This is a genomic window from Flavobacterium panacis (assembly GCF_024649945.1).
GTDB lineage: Bacteria > Bacteroidota > Bacteroidia > Flavobacteriales > Flavobacteriaceae > Flavobacterium > Flavobacterium panacis.
On sequence record NZ_JANKMS010000008.1, the window covers coordinates 66276 to 86920 of the forward strand.

Annotated in this window: 20 protein-coding genes; 12 read left to right on the forward strand and 8 right to left on the reverse strand. The window is 32.8% G+C overall.

The window, feature by feature from the left end:
* The first annotated feature begins 6 nt into the window (after nucleotides 1–6).
* The 10 genes from NQQ59_RS16965 to NQQ59_RS17010 all read left to right on the forward strand — a co-directional run bounded on the left by NQQ59_RS16965 (nucleotide 7) and on the right by NQQ59_RS17010 (nucleotide 12226).
* Nucleotides 7–1035 (forward strand): 2Fe-2S iron-sulfur cluster-binding protein, encoded by a 1029-nt coding sequence (locus NQQ59_RS16965; protein WP_144216031.1) that lies wholly within the window; start codon nucleotides 7–9, stop codon nucleotides 1033–1035.
* Between the two features lie 6 nt (nucleotides 1036–1041).
* Nucleotides 1042–2094 carry an NADH-quinone oxidoreductase subunit NuoH gene (nuoH, locus tag NQQ59_RS16970; RefSeq protein WP_144216033.1) on the forward strand — a complete coding sequence of 351 codons (1053 nt, stop codon included), beginning with the start codon at nucleotides 1042–1044 and terminating at the stop codon, nucleotides 2092–2094.
* Nucleotides 2095–2252: 158 nt separating this feature from the next.
* Complete coding sequence (locus NQQ59_RS16975; RefSeq protein ID WP_144216035.1) at nucleotides 2253–2798, forward strand: NuoI/complex I 23 kDa subunit family protein; 546 nt, start codon at nucleotides 2253–2255, stop codon at nucleotides 2796–2798.
* Complete coding sequence (locus NQQ59_RS16980) at nucleotides 2799–3338, forward strand: NADH-quinone oxidoreductase subunit J family protein (RefSeq protein WP_111286269.1); 540 nt, start codon at nucleotides 2799–2801, stop codon at nucleotides 3336–3338.
* Nucleotides 3338–3658, forward strand: a complete 321-nt coding sequence (gene nuoK / locus NQQ59_RS16985; RefSeq protein WP_008466103.1) for an NADH-quinone oxidoreductase subunit NuoK — start codon at nucleotides 3338–3340, stop codon at nucleotides 3656–3658. Before NQQ59_RS16980 ends, nuoK begins: the two co-directional genes overlap by 1 nt.
* Nucleotides 3659–3664: 6 nt before the next feature.
* A complete protein-coding gene (nuoL, locus tag NQQ59_RS16990; protein WP_144216037.1) occupies nucleotides 3665–5548 on the forward strand; it encodes an NADH-quinone oxidoreductase subunit L in 1884 nt (627 codons plus the stop codon).
* 10 nt (nucleotides 5549–5558) lie between these two features.
* Complete coding sequence (locus tag NQQ59_RS16995; protein ID WP_144216039.1) at nucleotides 5559–6998, forward strand: complex I subunit 4 family protein; 1440 nt, start codon at nucleotides 5559–5561, stop codon at nucleotides 6996–6998.
* A 63-nt stretch (nucleotides 6999–7061) separates the two neighbouring features.
* Nucleotides 7062–8453, forward strand: a complete 1392-nt coding sequence (locus tag NQQ59_RS17000; RefSeq protein WP_144216041.1) for an NADH-quinone oxidoreductase subunit N — start codon at nucleotides 7062–7064, stop codon at nucleotides 8451–8453.
* Between the two features lie 161 nt (nucleotides 8454–8614).
* Nucleotides 8615–9388, forward strand: a complete 774-nt coding sequence (locus NQQ59_RS17005; protein WP_144216043.1) for a Bax inhibitor-1/YccA family protein — start codon at nucleotides 8615–8617, stop codon at nucleotides 9386–9388.
* 363 nt (nucleotides 9389–9751) lie between these two features.
* Nucleotides 9752–12226: a pectate lyase family protein gene (locus tag NQQ59_RS17010; protein ID WP_144216045.1), complete on the forward strand. Its 2475-nt coding sequence runs from the start codon at nucleotides 9752–9754 to the stop codon at nucleotides 12224–12226.
* Between the two features lie 38 nt (nucleotides 12227–12264).
* Here the strand turns inward: NQQ59_RS17010 and NQQ59_RS17015 are convergent, their stop codons facing one another.
* From NQQ59_RS17015 to amaB, 5 genes are all read right to left on the reverse strand, one after another.
* Nucleotides 12265–12666 carry a hypothetical protein gene (locus tag NQQ59_RS17015; protein ID WP_144216047.1) on the reverse strand — a complete coding sequence of 134 codons (402 nt, stop codon included), beginning with the start codon at nucleotides 12664–12666 and terminating at the stop codon, nucleotides 12265–12267.
* Nucleotides 12650–13213, reverse strand: a complete 564-nt coding sequence (locus tag NQQ59_RS17020) for a LemA family protein (RefSeq protein WP_144216049.1) — start codon at nucleotides 13211–13213, stop codon at nucleotides 12650–12652. Before NQQ59_RS17020 ends, NQQ59_RS17015 begins: the two co-directional genes overlap by 17 nt.
* Before the next feature lie 6 nt (nucleotides 13214–13219).
* Nucleotides 13220–14263 carry a hypothetical protein gene (locus NQQ59_RS17025; protein ID WP_144216051.1) on the reverse strand — a complete coding sequence of 348 codons (1044 nt, stop codon included), beginning with the start codon at nucleotides 14261–14263 and terminating at the stop codon, nucleotides 13220–13222.
* A gap of 17 nt (nucleotides 14264–14280) precedes the next feature.
* Entirely contained in the window at nucleotides 14281–15093 is an 813-nt protein-coding gene (locus tag NQQ59_RS17030; RefSeq protein ID WP_144216053.1) for a leucine-rich repeat domain-containing protein, read from the reverse strand.
* Nucleotides 15094–15222: 129 nt separating this feature from the next.
* Nucleotides 15223–16776: an L-piperidine-6-carboxylate dehydrogenase gene (gene amaB, locus NQQ59_RS17035; RefSeq protein ID WP_144216056.1), complete on the reverse strand. Its 1554-nt coding sequence runs from the start codon at nucleotides 16774–16776 to the stop codon at nucleotides 15223–15225.
* Nucleotides 16777–16956: 180 nt separating this feature from the next.
* On the opposite strand from amaB, the gene NQQ59_RS17040 reads away from it, so the two are divergent.
* Together NQQ59_RS17040 and NQQ59_RS17045 are read left to right on the forward strand one after the other, a co-directional pair.
* Nucleotides 16957–17913, forward strand: a complete 957-nt coding sequence (locus NQQ59_RS17040; RefSeq protein ID WP_144216058.1) for an MBL fold metallo-hydrolase — start codon at nucleotides 16957–16959, stop codon at nucleotides 17911–17913.
* Nucleotides 17914–17968: 55 nt separating this feature from the next.
* Nucleotides 17969–18256, forward strand: a complete 288-nt coding sequence (locus NQQ59_RS17045) for a type II toxin-antitoxin system RelE/ParE family toxin (RefSeq protein WP_144216060.1) — start codon at nucleotides 17969–17971, stop codon at nucleotides 18254–18256.
* On the opposite strand, the gene NQQ59_RS17050 is transcribed toward NQQ59_RS17045, so the two are convergent.
* The 3 genes from NQQ59_RS17050 to NQQ59_RS17060 form a co-directional block, all read right to left on the reverse strand.
* Nucleotides 18249–18572 carry a hypothetical protein gene (locus NQQ59_RS17050; protein WP_257698398.1) on the reverse strand — a complete coding sequence of 108 codons (324 nt, stop codon included), beginning with the start codon at nucleotides 18570–18572 and terminating at the stop codon, nucleotides 18249–18251. The genes NQQ59_RS17045 and NQQ59_RS17050 overlap by 8 nt on opposite strands.
* A gap of 130 nt (nucleotides 18573–18702) precedes the next feature.
* Nucleotides 18703–19242: a 3-hydroxyanthranilate 3,4-dioxygenase gene (locus tag NQQ59_RS17055; protein WP_144216062.1), complete on the reverse strand. Its 540-nt coding sequence runs from the start codon at nucleotides 19240–19242 to the stop codon at nucleotides 18703–18705.
* A gap of 170 nt (nucleotides 19243–19412) precedes the next feature.
* Entirely contained in the window at nucleotides 19413–20510 is a 1098-nt protein-coding gene (locus NQQ59_RS17060; protein WP_144216064.1) for an endonuclease/exonuclease/phosphatase family protein, read from the reverse strand.
* Nucleotides 20511–20645: the final 135 nt, after the last annotated feature.

Genomic DNA, 20645 nt, shown 5'->3' on the forward strand with positions numbered 1-20645 from the left:
TAAGAGATGAAAGTAACCATAGACGGTCAAAGTATAGACGTAGAACCAGGAACAACGATCCTGCAGGCTGCACGTATGATTGGTGGAGATTTAGTTCCGCCAGCCATGTGCTATTACTCAAAATTAAAAGGCAGCGGCGGTAAATGTCGTTGTTGTTTAGTTGAAGTTTCTAAAGGTAGTGAAGCTGACCCACGACCAATGCCAAAATTAATGGCATCTTGTGTAACAGGATGTATGGATGGTATGGAAGTAAACAGTAAATCGTCTGCAAGAGTAACTGAAGCTCGTAAATCTGTAACAGAATTTTTATTAATCAATCACCCACTAGACTGTCCTATTTGCGATCAGGCTGGAGAATGTGATTTACAGAATTTAAGTTTTGAGCACGGAAATCCGAAATCACGTTACATTGAAGAAAAGAGAACATTTGAACCAGAAGATATTGGTCCAAATATTCAACTTCACATGAACCGTTGTATTTTATGTCAAAGATGTGTACAAGTTGCAGATCAATTGACAGACAACAGAGTTCACGGAGTATTAGATCGTGGAGATCACGCTAATATTTCAACTGGTATTTCTAAAGCTATTGACAATGAGTTCTCTGGAAACATGATTGATGTTTGTCCTGTTGGAGCTTTGACTGATAAAACTTTCCGTTTTAAATCAAGAGTTTGGTTCAACAAACCTTATAATGCACACAGAGAGTGTACAACTCCAGGATGTTGTGGTAAAACTACAGTTTGGATGTTTGGTGGAGAAATTCAGCGTGTAACTGGTCGTAAAGATGAGTACCATGAAGTTGAAGAATTCATTTGCAACAGCTGTCGTTTTGATCACAAAGACGTGAAGGACTGGGTAATTGAAGGACCAAGAGAATTTGAAAAAGACTCTGTAATCAACCAAAATAATTACACTCAAAAATTAGAGAAAGTTACCATCGATACTGAAAAGAATATCCTTTTAGGTAGAGATATTGACCGTAAAAAAATTAGTATGGCAGCAATTCCATTACCTAATAATGATCAAAAATAGTAAGAAATGGAAAGTGCATTTATTATAGAAAAAAGTGTTGTTATTGTAGTCGTTTTTGCGGTTACGATGATTATGGCAATGTATTCTACTTGGGCAGAGCGTAAAGTTGCTGCTTTCTTGCAAGATCGTGTTGGACCAAACCGTGCTGGATGGGGAGGTTTATTACAACCACTTGCAGATGGTATGAAATTATTCTCTAAAGAAGAGTTTTTCCCAAATACACCAAATAAATTTTTATTCGTAGTTGGACCGGCAATTGCAATGAGTACTGCTTTAATGACTAGTGCTGTAATTCCGTGGGGAGATCGTTTACACCTTTTTGGTAGAGACATTATTCTTCAGGCTACAGATGTAAATATTGCTTTATTATACATTTTTGGAGTTCTTTCTGTTGGAGTTTACGGTATCATGATTGGTGGATGGGCTTCTAACAACAAGTTCTCTTTAATGGGAGCTATTCGTGCTGCTTCTCAAATGGTTTCTTACGAAGTTGCAATGGGATTATCAATAATCGCTTTATTGATGATGACTGGAACAATGAGTTTAAAAGAAATCTCATTACAGCAACAAGGAATGAACTGGAATGTTTTTTATCAGCCATTATCATTCTTAATTTTCTTAATCTGTTCATTTGCAGAAACAAACAGAACACCTTTCGATTTAGCAGAATGTGAAAACGAGTTAATTGGAGGTTACCATACAGAATATTCATCAATGAAAATGGGATTCTATTTATTTGCTGAATATGCGAGTATGTTTATCTCTTCAACTATTATTTCTGTTTTATTCTTTGGTGGATACAACTACCCAGGAATGCAATGGATGGTAGAAAATGTAGGTGTAAATGCAGCTAACTTATTAGGAATTGCAGCATTGTTTGCAAAAATATGTTTCTTCATATTCTTTTATATGTGGGTACGTTGGACGATTCCAAGATTTAGATATGACCAATTAATGCACTTAGGTTGGAGAATTTTAATTCCACTTTCGATCATTAATATCATGATTACGGGTGTTGTTATTTTAAGACACGAAATCTTAGCCGCTTTAGGATTCTAAGAAACCGTAATGCCCTAGCCCTGATAGAAGCGGCATCCTTTTGTGGTGGGGTTCACCACAAAAGATATAGCGGATAGCAGGATTAAGCTTCAAATAAAAAACAAATAGATTTTAATTTGATTGATTCAGATTGTAAATCATAAACTATAATAGTAAAAATGTCAATAGAAACTATATCATTATCGGGTAGAAAAAAGGTGGTGTCAAATAAAGACATGTCTTTTGTTGAACGATTGTATCTTGTGGCGATTGTAAAAGGTTTGGTTATTACCGTAAAACACCTTTTTAGAAAAAAAGTTACCATTCATTATCCTGAGCAGGTTCGTGAAATGAGTCCGGTTTACCGTGGTCAACACATGTTGAAACGTGATGAGCAAGGCCGTGAAAACTGTACTGCTTGTGGATTATGTGCTTTATCTTGTCCTGCAGAAGCAATCACTATGAAAGCTGCTGAACGTAAAGCTGACGAAAAACACTTATACAGAGAAGAGAAATACGCTGAAATCTACGAAATCAATATGCTTCGTTGTATTTTCTGCGGTTTATGTGAAGAAGCTTGTCCAAAAGACGCTATTTACTTAACAACTTCAAAAGTATTAGTTCCTGCTAGCTACAACAGAGAAGATTTCATTTTCGGGAAAGATAAATTAGTAATGCCTTTAGAAATGGCTATGAAAAACGCTCAACTTAATAACGCTAACTAAATGATACATATTCCTGATTTTGCACACGCAACAACTGTTCAAATTATCTTTTGCTTTTTAGCGTTTATTACCGTTATTACTGCTTTCTTGACTATTTTCAGCAGAAACCCGATTCATAGTGCCATCTATTTGGTAATTTGTTTCTTCTCAATTGCTGGTCATTATTTACTATTAAATTCTCAATTCTTAGCTGTTGTTCATATAATAGTCTACTCCGGAGCTATTATGATTTTGTTCCTGTTTACCATCATGTTAATGAACTTGAACGAACAACGAGAAGTTCACCGTCCTAGAATTACACGTTTAGGAGCTATTGTTTCTTTCTGTTTAATATTGATTGTTTTAATTACAATCTTTATCAACTCGAAACCAATTGTGGGTGAATACGATTCTACTGGAGAAGATTTCCAATCAATTAAAGTTTTAGGTAAAATTTTATTGGACGAATATATGGTTCCTTTCGAATTTGCTTCGATCTTACTTTTGGTTGCTATGATTGGAACAGTTCTATTGTCTAAAAAAGAAAAATTAAATAAATAATGGGTAATATATTAAATCAAATAGGTATTGAAAACTACATCTTTTTGAGTGTTGTACTTTTCTGTATTGGTATTTTTGGTGTATTGTACAGACGAAATGCTATTATCGTTTTCATGTCTATCGAAATTATGTTGAATGCGGTAAACCTTTTATTTGTTGCTTTTTCAACTTATCATCAAGATGCGCAAGGACAAGTTTTTGTGTTCTTCTCGATGGCGGTTGCTGCAGCCGAAGTTGCGGTAGGATTGGCCATTTTAGTTTCTATCTTTAGAAATATCGGATCAATTAGTATCGATAATTTAAAAAATTTAAAAGGATAATCAGAAATGGATACCAATTTAGCTTTAATTTTAGTTTTAACTCCTTTACTAGGATTTCTAGTAAATGTCTTTTTTGGAAAAAGCTTAGGAAAAACAGTTTCTGGTGCAATCGGAACTATTGCCGTAGCGATTTCTTTTGTAGTTTCTCTTTTACTTTTTAATCAAATAACTTCAACTGGAAAAGGAATTGAAGTTACTTTATTTGATTGGATTCAAATTAGCAACTTAAAAATCAATCTTGGATTTTTATTAGATCAATTATCTGTTCTTTGGTTACTTTTCGTAACTGGAATTGGATCTTTGATTCACTTATACTCTATCAGTTACATGCACGATGATGAGAATATGCACAAGTTTTTTGCGTATTTAAATCTATTCGTATTCTTTATGATTACGCTTGTAATTGGAAGTAACTTATTAGTTCTTTTCATTGGATGGGAAGGAGTTGGACTTTGTTCTTACCTATTAATTGGATTCTGGCATAAAAACCAAGATTACAATGATGCTGCGAAAAAAGCTTTCATCATGAACAGAATTGGAGATTTAGGTTTATTAATCGGAATGTTCATCATCGGATCGATGTTCTCTACATTAGATTATGCAACTTTAAAAACTGCAATTGCTGGAGCTTCTAACTTAAACTTACCATTACTTTCTTTAGCGGCTTTATGTTTATTTATTGGAGCTTGTGGTAAATCGGCTCAAATTCCGCTATATACTTGGTTACCTGATGCGATGGCTGGACCAACTCCTGTTTCCGCATTAATTCACGCGGCTACGATGGTAACTGCAGGTATCTTTATGGTTACAAGATTAAACTTTGTTTTTGACTTAGCTCATGATGTTCAAAATGTAATTGCAATTATTGGAGCTATCACTTCATTAGTAGCTGCTACAATTGGATTAGTGCAAACGGACATCAAAAAAGTATTGGCTTACTCTACAGTTTCACAATTAGGATTAATGTTTTTAGCATTAGGATTTGGAGCTTATGAAGTAGCTGTTTTTCACGTAATCACTCACGCTTTCTTTAAAGCTTGTTTATTCTTAGGTTCAGGATCTGTAATTCATGGATTACACGGAGAACAGGATATGCGTAACATGGGAGGTTTGCGTAAAGCAATGCCAATCACTTTCTGGACAATGTTGATTTCTTCATTGGCAATTTCTGGAGTTCCATTCTTCTCTGGATTCTTTTCTAAAGACGAAATCTTATTGACAGCTTTCCACCACAGTATTCCATTATACGTTGTTGGATCGGTTGCTTCTATCATGACAGCTTTCTATATGTTCCGTTTAATGTTCTTAACTTTCTTCAAAGAATTTAGAGGAACTGAAGAGCAAAAACATCATTTACACGAAAGTGGTTCATTAATCACTATTCCACTTATCATCTTAGCAATTTTAGCAACTTTTGGTGGATTAATTAGTTTACCTGGAAATAGCTGGTTGAATCATTACTTAGCTCCTCTTTTCACAAAAGTAGCTGGCGAAGAACACCATTTAGGTGCAACTGAATACACTTTAATGAGTGTTGCAGTTCTTGGTGGATTATTAGGAATTTTAATTGCTTACGTAAAATACTTTAAACAAGATAATGTTCCAGAATCTGATGAAAACATTACTGGTTTAAGCAAAGTGTTATACAACAAATATTATGTAGACGAAGTTTACGATGCTGTATTTGTTCAGCCAATTAATAGTTTATCTAAATTCTTTAGAGACTATATCGAGACAGGATTATCTGCGCTTGTTTTTGGATTAGGTAAGATAGCAAGCGAAATTGCTTTCCAAGGAAAAAAATTACAAACCGGAAGTATAGGATTATATCTATTTGTATTTGTTTTAGGACTTTGTGCAATTGTTTCCTATATATTTTTAGCTCAATAATATTATAACTATGAACGTTTCTACTATATTAATTATACTTTTAATTGGTGCATTTGCCACTTATTTTTCTGGTGACAAACTAGCTTCAAAAGTTGCTTTACTATTTAGTTTAGCTGCTTTAGGATGTTCAATTGTATTATTGAATAATTATAATGCTGGTGAAAATATCAGCGTAATCAGCAACTGGATTACTCAGCCTAAAATTTCTTTCGCTTTAAATGCTGACGGACTTGGGCTTGCAATGGTTTTATTAACTGCGGCTTTAACTCCGATTATTATATTTTCTTCTTTCGGAAATGAATATAACAATGCAAAAGGTTTTTATGCTTTGATCTTATTTATGGCTTTTGCCATGACAGGAACTTTCTTAGCTTCTGATGGTCTTTTGTATTACATTTTCTGGGAGTTAGCACTTATTCCAATCTACTTTATTGCGTTAATTTGGGGTAATGGCGATGCTGAAGAACGCAGAAAAGCAGTGGTTAAATTCTTTATTTACACACTTGCTGGTTCGTTATTCATGTTAACTGCTTTCATTTACTTATACCAAAAAGCAGGTTCTTTCTTAATTGAAGATTTATATAAATTAGAATTATCTGCTTGCGAGCAATTCTGGATTTTCTTGGCTTTCTTCTTAGCTTATGCTATCAAAATTCCAATTATTCCTTTCCATACTTGGCAGGCAAACGTGTACCAAAAAGCACCAACTGTCGGAACAATGCTTTTATCTGGTATCATGCTAAAAATGGGATTGTATAGTGTACTTCGTTGGCAATTGCCACTTGCACCAATCGCTGCAAAAGAATACCTATATATCTTTATTGGTTTAGGAATTGCTGGTGTTATCTACGGTTCAATTGTAGCTTTGAGACAAAAAGATTTAAAGAAATTATTAGCTTATTCTTCTCTTGCTCACGTTGGATTAATCGCTGCAGGATCTTATACTTTAACTCTTGACGGTTTAAGAGGTGCTGTTCTGCAAATGATTGCTCACGGTTTTGTTGTAGTGGGATTATTCTTTGCTGCTGAAGTAATTTTCAGAAGATTTGAAACTAGAGAAATTGAAGCCTTAGGTGGTATTCGTACACAAGCTCCAAAATTCACATCAATGTTTTTAATCTTAGTATTAGCTTCTGTTGCTTTACCAAGTACCTTTAACTTTGTTGGTGAGTTTACAGTATTATACAGTTTATCTCAAATCCATATTTGGTTTGCAATTCTTGGTGGAACAACTATCATTCTAGGAGCTTACTATATGTTAAGAATGTTCCAACATGTAATGTTAGGAGAAACTAATTCTAAAACATTTGCAGATGTTACAGTTAATGAAGGAATTTCATTTGCGGTAATTATTGCTGTTTTATTATTCTTTGGTTTCTATCCAAAACCAATTACAGATTTGATTACACCAAGCTTGGAAACTATTTTACAAGTTATCAATAAGAACTAATATTTTAAACAAAAAATAAATTAGGATTACAGTTAAATGAAATCCTAAATCAAAAAGATAAAAATGAATACATTAATAGCTATAACAGGATTGGGTATTTTCTGCCTATTGTTTGAGATTCTTAATTTAAGAAAAGCCATCGTTCCTATTACCATTTTAGGTTTAATAGGTGTTTTGGCACTTAATTACTGTGAATTTGGAACAGAACAAAGTTATTACAACAATATGATAGCAGTGAGCAAGTTTTCTACAGCTTTTTCATCACTGTTTATTGTCTTGACTATTTTCCTTGTAGCATTAAGTCACAATTTTTACCAAAATCATCCAACGAAAATTTCAGATTATGTAGCTATTAAAATCTTCTTACTAGCTGGAGCTGTAGCAATGGTTTCATTTGGAAACTTAGCCATGTTCTTTTTAGGAATTGAAATTTTATCTATTGCATTATATGTATTAGCGGCGAGCGATCGTTTGAATATAAAAAGTAACGAAGCCGGAATGAAATATTTCTTAATGGGATCTTTCGCTTCTGGAATTATCCTTTTCGGAATCTGTTTAATTTACGGTGCCATGGGAAGTTTCGATATCAGCGATATTCACGAAACAGCACTTTCTGCAGAGTTACCAATCTGGTTTCCAATCGGAATGATTTTAATGATTGTTGGAATGTTATTTAAAGTTGCTGCAGTTCCTTTCCACTTCTGGGCTCCAGACGTTTATGAAGGTTCACCAGCTTTAACAACAGCTTTAATGAGTACGTTGGCAAAAGTTGTAGCAATTGCAACTTTATTTAAATTGGTTTCAGGAATGAACTTAATTGCTTCTTTAGAAAACCAAGATCTTCTACATACTTTCGAAATTATTGTTGTAATTATTTCAATTGCTTCTATGTCTGTTGGTAATATTATGGCATTAAGACAAGTAAACGTAAAACGTATGCTTGCATTTTCTGGAATCTCTCATGCAGGTTTCATGTTAATGACATTATTAACTGTTTCTGCATCAGCTGGTGTTTTATTATACTACACTGCTGCTTATGCATTATCTGGTATTGCTGCTTTCAGTGTAATCTTATATGTATGCAGAGATCGTGATAACGAAGACATTACAAACTTCCACGGTTTAGGAAAAACAAATCCGTTATTGGCTGCTGTTCTTACAGCTTCATTATTGTCAATGGCTGGGATTCCAATTTTCTCTGGATTCTTTGCTAAGTTGTTTTTATTCAATCAAACAATTCAAGCAGGATACATTGGTTTAGTAATTGTTGCTGTAATCAACTCTATCATTAGTGTTGGATACTATTTCAAACTAATTATTGCAATGTATTCTAAAGAACCAAATCAGGAAAGAACAGGAAAACCTTTTCTTATTTACGCTACAGCTGTTGTATCAATTGCTTTAAATATTGCATTAGGTTTATTTCCATCATTAGTTTTAGACTTATTGAAATAAGATAATTTCTTAAATTAAAATAATAGAAAATCCATCAAATTTAGCTTTGATGGATTTTTTTTATAGAAATAAAGAAGAGAAATTCATGTTAAAAATTTCTTCTATACAATTGCACTTCAAAAAATCTCCATATATTTGAGTTCAATTAAATGTATTAAATTATGAACTTTAATTCAAAAAATCCATTTTTAAACAGTAAGCGTTTTTCATCTAATGCTGAACCAAGAACTGAAGTACACCAAGCTCAGATTATTGATTACAATCAAGAAATGACGGTGTCTGGAACAATTAACAAAACAGCAATCTTATTCCTAATTTTATGCGGTGCTGCTATGGTAACATGGTGGATGGCTTTTAATGGAATGAATCCAATGCTTCCTACAATTGGAGGTGCAATTATTGGTTTTATTTTGGTAATCGTTTCAGCTTTTAAACCTCAGGCTTCACCATATTTAGCACCAGGATATGCTCTTTTTGAAGGTTTATTTATAGGAGGAATTTCTGCAATATTTGAATTAAAATTTCCAGGAATTGTAATTAATGCCGTTGGAGCAACTCTTGTTACTTTCTTAGTTTGTCTTGGTTTATATAAATTTAGAATCGTTAAAGTTACAGAACAATTCAAATCTGTTGTTGTCGCTGCAACGCTAGCAATTGCAACTTATTATTTAATCTCTTGGATTGTTTCAATGTTTGCTTCAAGTTATGTTCCTGTTCATTACGGAAATTCTATGATGAGTATTGGAATCAGCGTTTTTGTGATCATCATTGCTGCTCTTAACCTTTTCTTAGATTTTGATTTAATTGAAAAAGGAGCAAGTGAAAGAATGCCAAAATTTATGGAATGGTATGGAGCAATGGGATTAATGATTACTTTAGTTTGGTTATACATCGAATTCTTAAGACTTTTATCAAAACTATATAGTAGAGACTAATTGTCCTAAATATAAAATTGAAGCCCTTTTGAGTAAAATCAAAAGGGCTTTTTTTTATGCTTTTTTTTAAATTTTCTACTAAATAATTTCTAAGAAATTATACCAAATAAATTCAATAACTGAAACAAAAAGCCCTTGGGCCTCCCTGTTTTATTGGCATGTAATAAATTACATTAAAAATGCAATTTATTACATATTCCATAATTAAATACATATATTTTTACACTATAAATTTATTTATGTTAAAAATAATGAGAATGTAAAAAATTTACATAAATTCGTGTAATCGATTACAATAAATCTTAAAAACCACAATTAGGAAACCACAAAAAACCACTTATTAACTTTCTAACTTAAACAACAATGAAAAAAAAATTACTCATTCTAAGCTTTTTTTGCATAGCCCTGCAAACATGGGCGCAACAAATTACCGAAGCCAAAGGCTGGCTTGAATCTGCTTTTGTACAATGGACACCTGTTTCTGGTGCAGATAGTTATAATGTATATTATACAGGAGGAGGGCAAACAAACAAAAAGATTGATAATGAATTAATCCGTAATTATGGATCTTACTTTCGCGCTGACGTACCTGGACTTGCATCAGGAAATTATACGATTACCATTAAACCCGTTACAGCCGGAACAGAAGCAACAGGATCTACAACCTCTAGTTTAACCGTATTGTCACATGATCGAAGCGGTTTTGCTTTTGCCAACTCCCGCATACCCGGTGCTTATAAAGCCAATGGAACTCCAAAAGATAATGCCGTTATAATCTACATTACCCAGCAAACCAAAAACACAATCTCATTAAATGTTACTGGTGCAACTTCAAATCCATGCATTGGATTACAAACTATCTTGGACGGATTTAAAAAAGGAAGTGATACCAGACCACTAATTATCCGTATGATTGGCCAGATTACTGATTTATCTTATATGTTAAATGGAGATTTAGTTATTGAAAATAAAAAAAATGCTAATGCCTACATTACACTAGAAGGAATAGGAAATGATGCTACAGCTGACGGATGGGGAATAAGAGTTAAAAATGCTTCTAATATTGAAATTAGAAACATCGGAATCATGAATTGCGACAGCGACGAAGCCGACAATATCGGATTGCAACAAGACAATGATTACGTTTGGGTTCATAATTGTGATTTCTTTTATGGAAAACCAGGGAAAGATGCTGACCAGATTAAAGGAGATGGCGCATTGGACTGTAAAAAATCAACTTACGTAACTTTTTCATACAATCATTTTTGGGATTCTGGAAAGTGTAATCTCTTGGGATTAAGCGAAGCAACAACTGAAGGTTTATACATCACCTATCATCATAATTGGTACGATCACTCCGATTCTAGACATCCTCGAGTTCGTTATTATTCTGCGCATGTTTACAACAATTATTATGATGGAAATTCAAAATATGGTGTTGGTTCAACTCTTGGATCATCTGTTTTTGTTGAAGCAAATTATTTTAGAAACTGTAAATACCCAATGCTAACTTCTATGCAAGGAACGGATATTTTTTATGGTACTGGTGGAACATTCTCAAGTGAAGACGGCGGAACAATAAAAGCTTTTAACAATGTAATAAGCGGACAAACTCGCTTTGTTGCCTATGATCCTTCAACTTATCCTGTTGAATTTGATGCCTATGTTACTACTTCCAGAGACGAAACGATTAGCAACACAATTAAATCGAAAAAAGGTGCAAAAACGTATAATAATTTTGACACAAATTCAAGCGTCATGTATGCTTATACACCAGATAGTCCTGAAATAGCAAAAACAAATGTAACGCAATATGCTGGCCGTATTTCTGGAGGCGATTTTCAATGGACATTTAATAATGCTACAGACGATACTTCAGATGCCGTAAATACAGCTCTTCAAACCAAATTATTAAGTTATCAAACAAGTTTAGTTAATGTCCAGGGCGAAACTCCAGCTACACAAAATTGGCAAACTTTAACAACCGAAACAGATAACAATCAAACAGTAAACACTGGCACCGCAATAGAACCAATGATTTTTACTTGGGGCGGAGATGCTACAAATGCTACTGTAACAGGATTACCAGCTTCAGGCATAAGCTTTGTAAAAAACACTACAGATAAAACCATCACAATATCAGGAACTCCAACCGCCAATGTATCTTTTTCAATTGCTACTAGCGGAACAAGCGGATCTGCTGCAAATGCTACTGGAACGATAACTGTAGAAGGTACGCCAACGACACCGCCAGGAGACCAAATACACAATTTTACTCTATCTGGTACAAATAGTCAATTTTATACTATTAGTGGAAATTTAGCCACCAATAAAGGAACTGTAACTTATGACGGATTAACTCTTACACAGTGTTTAAAACTTGAAACAGCAACTAACATTACCTTTACCACAACACAGACAAGTACACTAACACTTGTATTTGTTGAAGCTGCAGGAACAGCCAAAATTGATGGCACAAATTATAGTGCTACAGCAGGAATTATAACAGTAAGTCTTGCTGCAGGCTCCCATAGTATTGCTAAAAAAGACACCGCAAATCTCTTTTATATGAAAACAACGTATAGCGGAACTTTAAAAGTAGATCAACACGCTGAAGTGCAACAATTACTTCTTTATCCAAATCCAGTTGCAAATCAGATGCATATTTCTAGTGACAATGTCCAAAAAGTTGAAATCTATAATATGCTGGGAACTTTAGTAAAAACCGTTGAGAAAAATACAGAATCAATTGATATTAGTCATTTATCTTCTGGTCAATACATCGTTAAAATAAAAACAGACAACGGCAGTTTTACGAGAAAAATTATGAAAAAATAACCTCAATTCCTTTTTCTAAAAAGTACAAACACTATACTTTATCTATTCCTATTTCTAAATTCTTGTTGTTCACTCATCTTATTAAATTCTTTGAAAAAACTTTTAATCGTTTCTAGATTAAATATTACAAACAAAAGCATTCCGAGGAAAATAGCAATCCAGCTGTACACCATTTTTACTCCCGAAACCTCTGAAGCAACTACATAAAAAACAATTGTTGGAAATATCGCCACCAATAGGGTCAAACCTAATGTTAACATTAAAGGATTAATAAAAAAACTATTCACTGAATTTAAACCTATCTTTCGAAGAATTATAGCCATAATCAATAACCCAACAATTCCAAAAACTATAGTGCCAAAACCATAAATCAGCACCCGATCACTTAACGCATTAATTTCATGTTCGTAACCAAAAAAAGTATTAAAACTGAATTCCATCGTATTTCTTTTCTTCTGGTTTTACATCAAATAATGACTGCGTTTTATAACCCATCATTTTCGCTAAAATAAAATTAGGAAACTCCTCGATTCCAACATTATATAAGTTTATACTATCATTAAAAAATTCTCTTCGATCTGCGATTTTATCTTCCATTTGGGAAACTCTTTTTTGCAATTCAAGAAAATTACTATTAGATGAAAGTGTTGGATAATTTTCTGAAACTGCAAATAAGCTTTTCATTGATTTCGAAAATTCATTCGCATTCTCTATTTTTTCTTCTACCGTTTTAGCATTTAAAAAATCGGTTCTCAATTTGGTTAAATTCGTCAGCATTGCTGTTTCATGCTCCATAAATTTAGAAGCGACTTTTACTAATTCAGGAACTTCTTCTGCTCTCTGCATCAAAATAACATCAATATTTCTAAAAGCTTTTTCATAGTTATTCTTTAAGGCAACCAGCTTATTGTAAATTCTGATAAAAAAATTAAAGAATATAAAAATCAGAAGGATTCCGGCAATTAATGCAATGGTTTGAATGGTCATAATTTCTTAATTTAAAATAATATAAAGGAGTAATAGCGAAATGAAAAATAATGTTGCTAAAAACGAATTCAATAACGGTTTATATTTATTTCTGAACGAAATACTTCTTGGAATTGCAATACCAAATACATTATCAGAACTTCCTTTCTGGATAATTGTATTTCCGTTATCTGATGTTGCATTTCCTATCAAAAGCATATAATCGTTAGGTTGTAAATAGGTTTCGCTGTATCTCATTTTTCCTCCTGCTTGTTTGTCAACACGATCAAAATAAAACTCTAATCCTTCGCCATCAACTATTACAGATCCTGTTTCGTCTTTGATTTTAAACTTTCCTGTTTTACATTCTGTAAAAACGGTACTGTAAGTTGTTCTTCCATCATCATCACGAGGGCTTTCTTTTTCAATTTTATAAAAATATCCAATACACGGTTTACTGAAATAAGGCGAAACAATAGGCTCGATTTGTTCTAAATCACCTTCAATTTCAACCTGTCCCATTGCAATCGAATTTACTTTAGAAGTCGGCAAAATAGACTGCAAACGCATAAATTTGCTTTTATTACTCGGAAAAAAAATATTCTTAATTAGAATAAAACCAGGAATAAGTAAAAAAAGAAGTTTCAGGTTTTCTGTCTTAACAAGTAGAATAAATGTCCCGAAGATTCCCGCAAAAACAAAAAGTCCCATTATTTTTTGAATAAATGTCGTTTTAGGAATATTATGTTTACGATTGAATTTTTCTCTTTCTAATTTTTCCTCTTTACTACTTCTAATACCAGAAAAAATCATTCCGGTGATACCAAAGAAAAAAACAGACACAAATAGAAGCAACAGAACCAGAATTGGAAACCTGTCATCAATCACAAAACCAACACTAATTAGCAAAGGACATACAACAAAAAAGAGCCAATTGGGAAATTTTAAATTGAATAATCCGCCAAAAATTATGGTCAAAAACAAAGCAATCCCCATACTAAAAAGCATCAAAAAGATTACCATACCAACATCTGCTCTGCTTTGATCTAAAAACTCTAAAAATTCATTCATATATTAAAAATTCTTTATTAGAAAACAATTTCAATTTCTTTAGAAAGCAATCTTCTAATTCTATTTTTCTCCTGATCCGAAATTGGATTATTTCTCAAATCTATTCCAATAAGAAACTGTAATTTATTAATTTCATTCGGTATTTCACTAATCTCATTATTACTCAAAGTAAGGAACTTCAAATTTCTGAACTTTAAAATTTCTTCTGGAAAAACCTTAAGTTTAGTATCTGCCAAATCTAATTCTATTACAGATTCTGGTTTTAGTTTTGCTTTTTCCAGATCGTAAAATGTTGTTTTTTCTTTCTTCTTCTCTTCTTTATTTCGATTTAAAAGACCTATTCCTGCCAGAATAAGCCCAGCTATAAAAAAGATACACAAAAAAGCGGGCCACACTGGATCTCCTTGTTTTTCGGTTGTAAAAAGTCTCTGGTAAACATAAAAGATCATTCCAAAAAATAAGACTAAAAACAAACCTAGAAATATCAGACCTATCAAATATTTTAGAATTGTAAAAATGAATTTCTTTACACTGGTTGTGTTTTTCGCTAATAGAAAATAAGCAACTAAACCTAGCAACAAAACCCAAAAAACGATCAATCCAATTTTAGCTGTTGCATTTCCGTTTTCAATGATTGAAAAAGTAAAAAAGGTAGGAAACATCAAGACAAACCAAATTAAAAGCCCCGTAAATCCGACTGCTAAACAGCCTATTTTTTCTCCTTTTTTAGAAGATCTGAGCCACAAATAAGCCAACAAGAAAGACAAAAGAAGGACTCCTATAAATCCGTATCCAAAAGGTGTAAGTCCAGCTAAAAAAATTAAAGTCATTGGTATTTACGTATCAATTAAAGTCTTGGCAAATAGAAATTAAAAATAAAAATACTACAAATTACCGCATAAAAAAACCGCTTTTTCAGAAATTGAAAAAGCGGTTTATAGATTTTAGAACTCTAAGTTTTATAAGTCAAATTTAATTCCTTGTGCCAAAGGAAGATTCGTCGTGTAATTAATTGTGTTGGTCTGACGTCGCATATAAATTTTCCAAGCATCAGATCCTGATTCACGTCCCCCTCCGGTTTCTTTTTCTCCCCCAAAAGCACCTCCAATTTCTGCTCCTGAAGTTCCAATATTTACGTTTGCAATTCCACAATCAGAACCTGTTGCAGATAAGAATCTTTCAGCTTCACGTAAGTTATTCGTCATAATTGCAGACGACAATCCTTGGGCAACACCATTTTGAATTTCAATTGCATTTTCAACTTCACCAGAATATTTAATTAAATATAAAACTGGAGCAAAAGTTTCGTATTGTACAATTTCAAAAGAATTTTCAGCCTCGGCAATTGCTGGTTTAACATAACAACCACTTTCGTAACCTTGTCCAGAAAGCACGCCTCCTTCAACCAAAATTTTTCCGCCTTCAGCAACCACTTTATTCAAAGCTGCAGCATACATCTCAACTGCGTGAACATCAATTAGTGGTCCAACATGATTGTTTTCATCAAGCGGATTTCCGATTCGTAATTGTTTGTAAGCTGCCACTAAAGCATCTTTTACTTTATCATAAATACTTTCGTGAATGATCAGTCTTCGAGTTGAAGTACATCTTTGCCCAGCTGTTCCAACAGCTCCAAAAACAGCTCCTATAACAGTCATTTTTATATCTGCATCTGGAGTAACAATAATGGCATTGTTCCCTCCTAATTCTAATAATGATTTCCCTAATCTTCCTGCTACTTTTTGAGCTACAATTTTACCCATTCTAGTTGAACCAGTCGCTGAAATAAGCGGAATACGAGTATCTGCAGTTAATAATTCTCCTATTTTGTAATCTCCATTTAGTAGACAAGAAATTCCTTCCGGAAGATTGTTTTCTTTAATAACCTGAGCAATTATGTTCTGGCAAGCAATACCACAAAGAGGTGTTTTTTCTGAAGGTTTCCAAACACAAACATCTCCAGAAATCCATGCTAAAGCAGTGTTCCAAGACCAAACCGCAACTGGGAAATTAAATGCCGAAATAATTCCGACAATTCCAAGCGGATGATATTGCTCATACATACGATGTCCCGGTCTTTCAGAATGCATTGTCAAACCATGTAATTGTCGAGATAAACCAACGGCAAAATCACAGATATCAATCATTTCCTGAACTTCTCCGTAACCTTCCTGCAATGATTTTCCCATTTCATAAGAAACCAATTTTCCTAAAGCTTCTTTATTTTGTCTCAATTTCTCTCCAAACTGACGCACAATTTCACCACGCTGTGGTGCAGGAATCAATCTGAAAGTTTTAAAGGCTTCTGCAGCTGTTTGAATTGCTTTCTCATAATCTTCTGCAGTTGACATTTTTACCGAAGCAATTAATTTTCCATCAACTGGTGAGTAACTTTCTAGAATTTCTCCAGAAGAAAAGTTATTTACTCCTGTTGATGTTCCTTCGTTTATCGTTTTGATGCCCAATTTTTCCAGAGCTTCCTTCATTCCAAATTGTGATGCTATTGTTGTCATTGTAACTTTTTTAGTTAAAATTGTTATGTTTTTATGTAAAGATATTATTTTAGAATTAATTTCTGAATGAAGTTAATTTATAAATAGACGTAAATTTAAGTTTATTTAATGCTTTTAATGAAAATCAAACCTGATTTATTCCGTTTATTTGATGAAATTTGCATTCTCAAATAAAAAATTATGAAATTTTTCAATTCGCTTTTACTTTGTTTTCTTTTGCTTTCTTTGAATGTCTTTTCTCAAAAAGAAAAAACTTCTTTTCAGGTAGTTCCTTTAGGAGTTATGGGCGGAATTGACGAAAAAAATCTTTCAGCTTATTTAATAGCTCCATCCAATACAAATGATTTTATTTCACTTGATGCTGGAACTATAAATGCTGGAATTGAAAAGGCAATCGAAAAGAAAACTTTTAAAGTTTCTACAAACGAAGTTTTAAAAAAATACATCAAAGGATATTTGATTTCGCACGCACATTTAGATCATGTTTCCGGTTTAATAATTAATTCTCCTGCAGATTCTTCAAAAACGGTTTATGCTACTAGCAAATGCATGGAAATGATGGAAAACCATTATTTTAACGATCAGACTTGGGCAAATTTTGGGGATGAAGGTCCTGGTTTTCATATCAAAAAATACCATTTTCAAACTTTAGATTTGGCAAAAGAAACTCTTTTGACCAATGCCAAAATGACGGTTAAAGCATTTCCTTTAAGCCATGTTAATCCGTTTGAAAGTACCGCTTTCTTAATTAAAAACGATAATGATTATGCTTTATACTTAGGTGATACAGGTCCAGATGAAGTAGAAAAAAGCAATAATCTTCGTGATTTATGGACTGCAGTTGCGCCATTAGTTAAAGAAGGACAATTAAAAGTAATTTTTATTGAAGTTTCTTTTCCAAACGAACAGCCTGACAAGTTTCTATTTGGACATTTAACTCCAAATTATTTGATGAAAGAGCTTCATGTTTTGGAAGATTTGGCTGGAAAAGGTTCTTTAGAAAACTTCAAAATCATTATTACGCATTTAAAACCGCCTGCAAAAAATATTGCTAAAATTAAAGAGCAATTAAAAAATCAAAATGATTTAAAGCTGAAGATTATTTATCCTGAGCAGGGGAAGAAGATTGAATTATAATCAAATATTTGTAAGTTATTTTTTTATGTTTTAGCCAAGTAATTAAATTTAAGTAATGGGAATTATTTGGTCAAAGAGAGCTAATTATACTTTTTACAATATTCGAAATTATCTTGAACACTTTTGGTCTCCAACAGTAGCTCAAAAATTTATCAAAGATGTTTTACATATCATTGCACTTTTAGAAATAAACCCTATGCTTGGTAAATACAATTCAGATTTAATATGTCGAGAGATACTAATTTTAAAACATATCTCACTGTATTATAGAATCCAGAAAGATAAAATAGAGTTGATTACCTTCTTCAACAATCGCCAAAAGCCAATAAAAATGTTTATATAAGGTTTTTACTTTTTAATTCAGCCAACATTTGTTCATGTGTTATAAAATCTCCATTTTCTAAATCACGTTTTCCTTGCTCAATGTCAGCTTTTAATTCAAGCATAAAATTTTCTTCTGGAGAAAGGATTTTAGCAATTGAAAGAACTTCATCTGGAGTAAATGTTTGCGTTTTTAATTTACGATAGAATGTAGGACTAGGAATTCCTATTTTCTCAATGATATAGTTCTTTTTAAAAGGTGATTTATTTATCAAATCTTCAATATCATTAACTATGTTTTTATAAGCGATAATTTCTCGTATCATAATTGAAGTCATTTTATATCATTTATGATACAAATATAGATAAAAATTAAGACTAAAAGTTAAATTGAATGAAAATTCATCCAAAATAAAACCCGACAGGTTTTAAAAATCTGTCGGGTTTCAAAATATTTAAGAAGATAAACTATTTCTTAGCCACAAATCTCGGATCTGTTTTCATTACAGTCCCACATTTATCGCAAGTTCTTAGTTCTTCTGAGTTGTAAAAATGTTCGAAATGAGGAAGAAAATCTTTCTCGATATTATGAAGTTCAAAATACACTTCATACAATTTATGATTGCAGTTATCACAATGCCAAAGCAATCCATCTGTATAACCAAGTCCGGCACGTTTTCTTTCGATTACTAAACCAATTGATCCTTCTGAGCGAACAGGCGAATGCGGCACTTTAGCAGGATGAAGATACATATCTCCTGCATTTAGTTCCATTTCCTTGCGCTGACCATCTTCCTGAATCACTACTTTTATGCTTCCTTCTAACTGATAAAAAAGTTCTTCTGTTTCATTATAATGATAATCTTTTCGAGCGTTTGGTCCTGCTACAATCATTACGATATAATCTCCGGAATCAACATACAGATTTTTATTTCCAACTGGTGGTTTTAGTAATTGTCGGTTTTCTTCAATCCATTGCGTAAGATTGAAAGGTTTTGCTATAGCCATTTTTTTAATACTAAATTTTGAAAAGCTAAGTTAGTGAAAAGTTTTTAGTCTCAGTCTCAGTTTACAGTCTCAGAAAAACTGAAAACCGAGACTGAAAACCGAGACTGAAAACTGAGACTGAATACTGAGACTGAATACTGAGACTGAATACTGAGACTGCGACTGAATACTTACCTAAACTCTTTTATCAGATAAATATAAACCGGAAAGTGATCGCTGAAGCCAGCTTCCGATAATGTATTTCGTAACGGATAACCTTTGTATGCTCCAGAAGTCTGAACAAGATAAGGTTTATTAAAAATTCCAGCTTTCCAAAAACTAAAAGTAGAGAAATCAGATTTTGTTAAAGATTCAGTTATTATAATCTGATCGAAAATGCTCCAGGAATCCCGAAAAGCAATCGTTCCCATTCCTTTATTGGCTAATTCTTCAAACGGATTAAAAACACCAAATTCTGCAACTTCAGCTTTTTTCCCTTTTGTACCTAAGGCTATTTTCATACTCTTATTTAGTGGACCATCATTGAAATCTCCCATTGTCATTACTTTTGCAGCAGGATTAATCTGTTGTAACGAATCAATAATTTTTCGATTTAATTTTCCGGCCGCTTCCCGAAACGAAGTCGTTGCCTTTTCGCCTCCAGATCGAGATGGCCAGTGGTTCACAATAATATGAATTTCTTCATTTTCAAGAAAACCGGAAACCAAAAGTTGATCTCTCGTAAAAACGCGATTATTATTCTCTTTTTTAACTTCAACTTCGTCATCTAAAACTTCCAAATCTTCCTCTTTTTTCTGAGTATTCTTTTTATAAATAATTAAAGGAATATTAGAAAATGACGTTGGTCTAAAATATTTTTTCTGGTAAAGCAAAGCCACATCAATACCACGTTTATCCGGCGAATCAAAATGAATAATTCCAAAATCGAATTGCTGTAGTTTAGGTTCTTTTATCAAATCTTCTAAAACTTCTCTGTTTTCAACTTCAGCACAACCTAATAAAACTGGAGCATTAGAATTTTCAGGTGTTCCAATTTCAGAAATTACCTTTGCTAGATTTTGTAATTTTTGTTCGTATTTTTCTTTTGTCCAATGCTGCACTCCATTTGGAGTCCATTCATCATCATTTGTAAAAGAATCGTCTACGGTGTCATATAAATTCTCAAAATTGTAAAATGCAATGGTATGTATTTGGTATTTTTTTGACTGTGCATTGACCATTGTACAGCAAAAAAGAAGAAAATAAAAAAGTGAAGTTAAATGGCGCATAATTGTTTTCAATTAAAAAAAATCAATTTATAAAAAACAATTTAAACTGTAAGAATTTTCTAAATATTTATTTGTTGTTTTTGTTTTTTAAATTTATATTCTCACGTATCTTGCGACTTCAATTTCTGTTCTAAA

Coding starts and splice junctions, on each gene's coding strand:
- NQQ59_RS17055 (WP_144216062.1), bottom strand. CDS start 19,242: ATGGCTATAGCAAAACCTTTCAATCTTACGCAATGGATTGAAGAAAAC.
- NQQ59_RS17025 (WP_144216051.1), bottom strand. CDS start 14,263: ATGAATGAATTTTTAGAGTTTTTAGATCAAAGCAGAGCAGATGTTGGT.
- NQQ59_RS16975 (WP_144216035.1), top strand. CDS start 2,253: ATGTCAATAGAAACTATATCATTATCGGGTAGAAAAAAGGTGGTGTCA.
- NQQ59_RS17040 (WP_144216058.1), top strand. CDS start 16,957: ATGAAATTTTTCAATTCGCTTTTACTTTGTTTTCTTTTGCTTTCTTTG.
- NQQ59_RS17045 (WP_144216060.1), top strand. CDS start 17,969: ATGGGAATTATTTGGTCAAAGAGAGCTAATTATACTTTTTACAATATT.
- nuoK (WP_008466103.1), top strand. CDS start 3,338: ATGGGTAATATATTAAATCAAATAGGTATTGAAAACTACATCTTTTTG.
- NQQ59_RS17020 (WP_144216049.1), bottom strand. CDS start 13,213: ATGACCATTCAAACCATTGCATTAATTGCCGGAATCCTTCTGATTTTT.
- NQQ59_RS17010 (WP_144216045.1), top strand. CDS start 9,752: ATGAAAAAAAAATTACTCATTCTAAGCTTTTTTTGCATAGCCCTGCAA.
- NQQ59_RS16965 (WP_144216031.1), top strand. CDS start 7: ATGAAAGTAACCATAGACGGTCAAAGTATAGACGTAGAACCAGGAACA.
- NQQ59_RS17005 (WP_144216043.1), top strand. CDS start 8,615: ATGAACTTTAATTCAAAAAATCCATTTTTAAACAGTAAGCGTTTTTCA.
- NQQ59_RS16995 (WP_144216039.1), top strand. CDS start 5,559: ATGAACGTTTCTACTATATTAATTATACTTTTAATTGGTGCATTTGCC.
- NQQ59_RS17050 (WP_257698398.1), bottom strand. CDS start 18,572: ATGACTTCAATTATGATACGAGAAATTATCGCTTATAAAAACATAGTT.
- NQQ59_RS17030 (WP_144216053.1), bottom strand. CDS start 15,093: ATGACTTTAATTTTTTTAGCTGGACTTACACCTTTTGGATACGGATTT.
- nuoH (WP_144216033.1), top strand. CDS start 1,042: ATGGAAAGTGCATTTATTATAGAAAAAAGTGTTGTTATTGTAGTCGTT.
- NQQ59_RS17000 (WP_144216041.1), top strand. CDS start 7,062: ATGAATACATTAATAGCTATAACAGGATTGGGTATTTTCTGCCTATTG.
- NQQ59_RS16980 (WP_111286269.1), top strand. CDS start 2,799: ATGATACATATTCCTGATTTTGCACACGCAACAACTGTTCAAATTATC.
- NQQ59_RS17015 (WP_144216047.1), bottom strand. CDS start 12,666: ATGGAATTCAGTTTTAATACTTTTTTTGGTTACGAACATGAAATTAAT.
- amaB (WP_144216056.1), bottom strand. CDS start 16,776: ATGACAACAATAGCATCACAATTTGGAATGAAGGAAGCTCTGGAAAAA.
- nuoL (WP_144216037.1), top strand. CDS start 3,665: ATGGATACCAATTTAGCTTTAATTTTAGTTTTAACTCCTTTACTAGGA.
- NQQ59_RS17060 (WP_144216064.1), bottom strand. CDS start 20,510: ATGCGCCATTTAACTTCACTTTTTTATTTTCTTCTTTTTTGCTGTACA.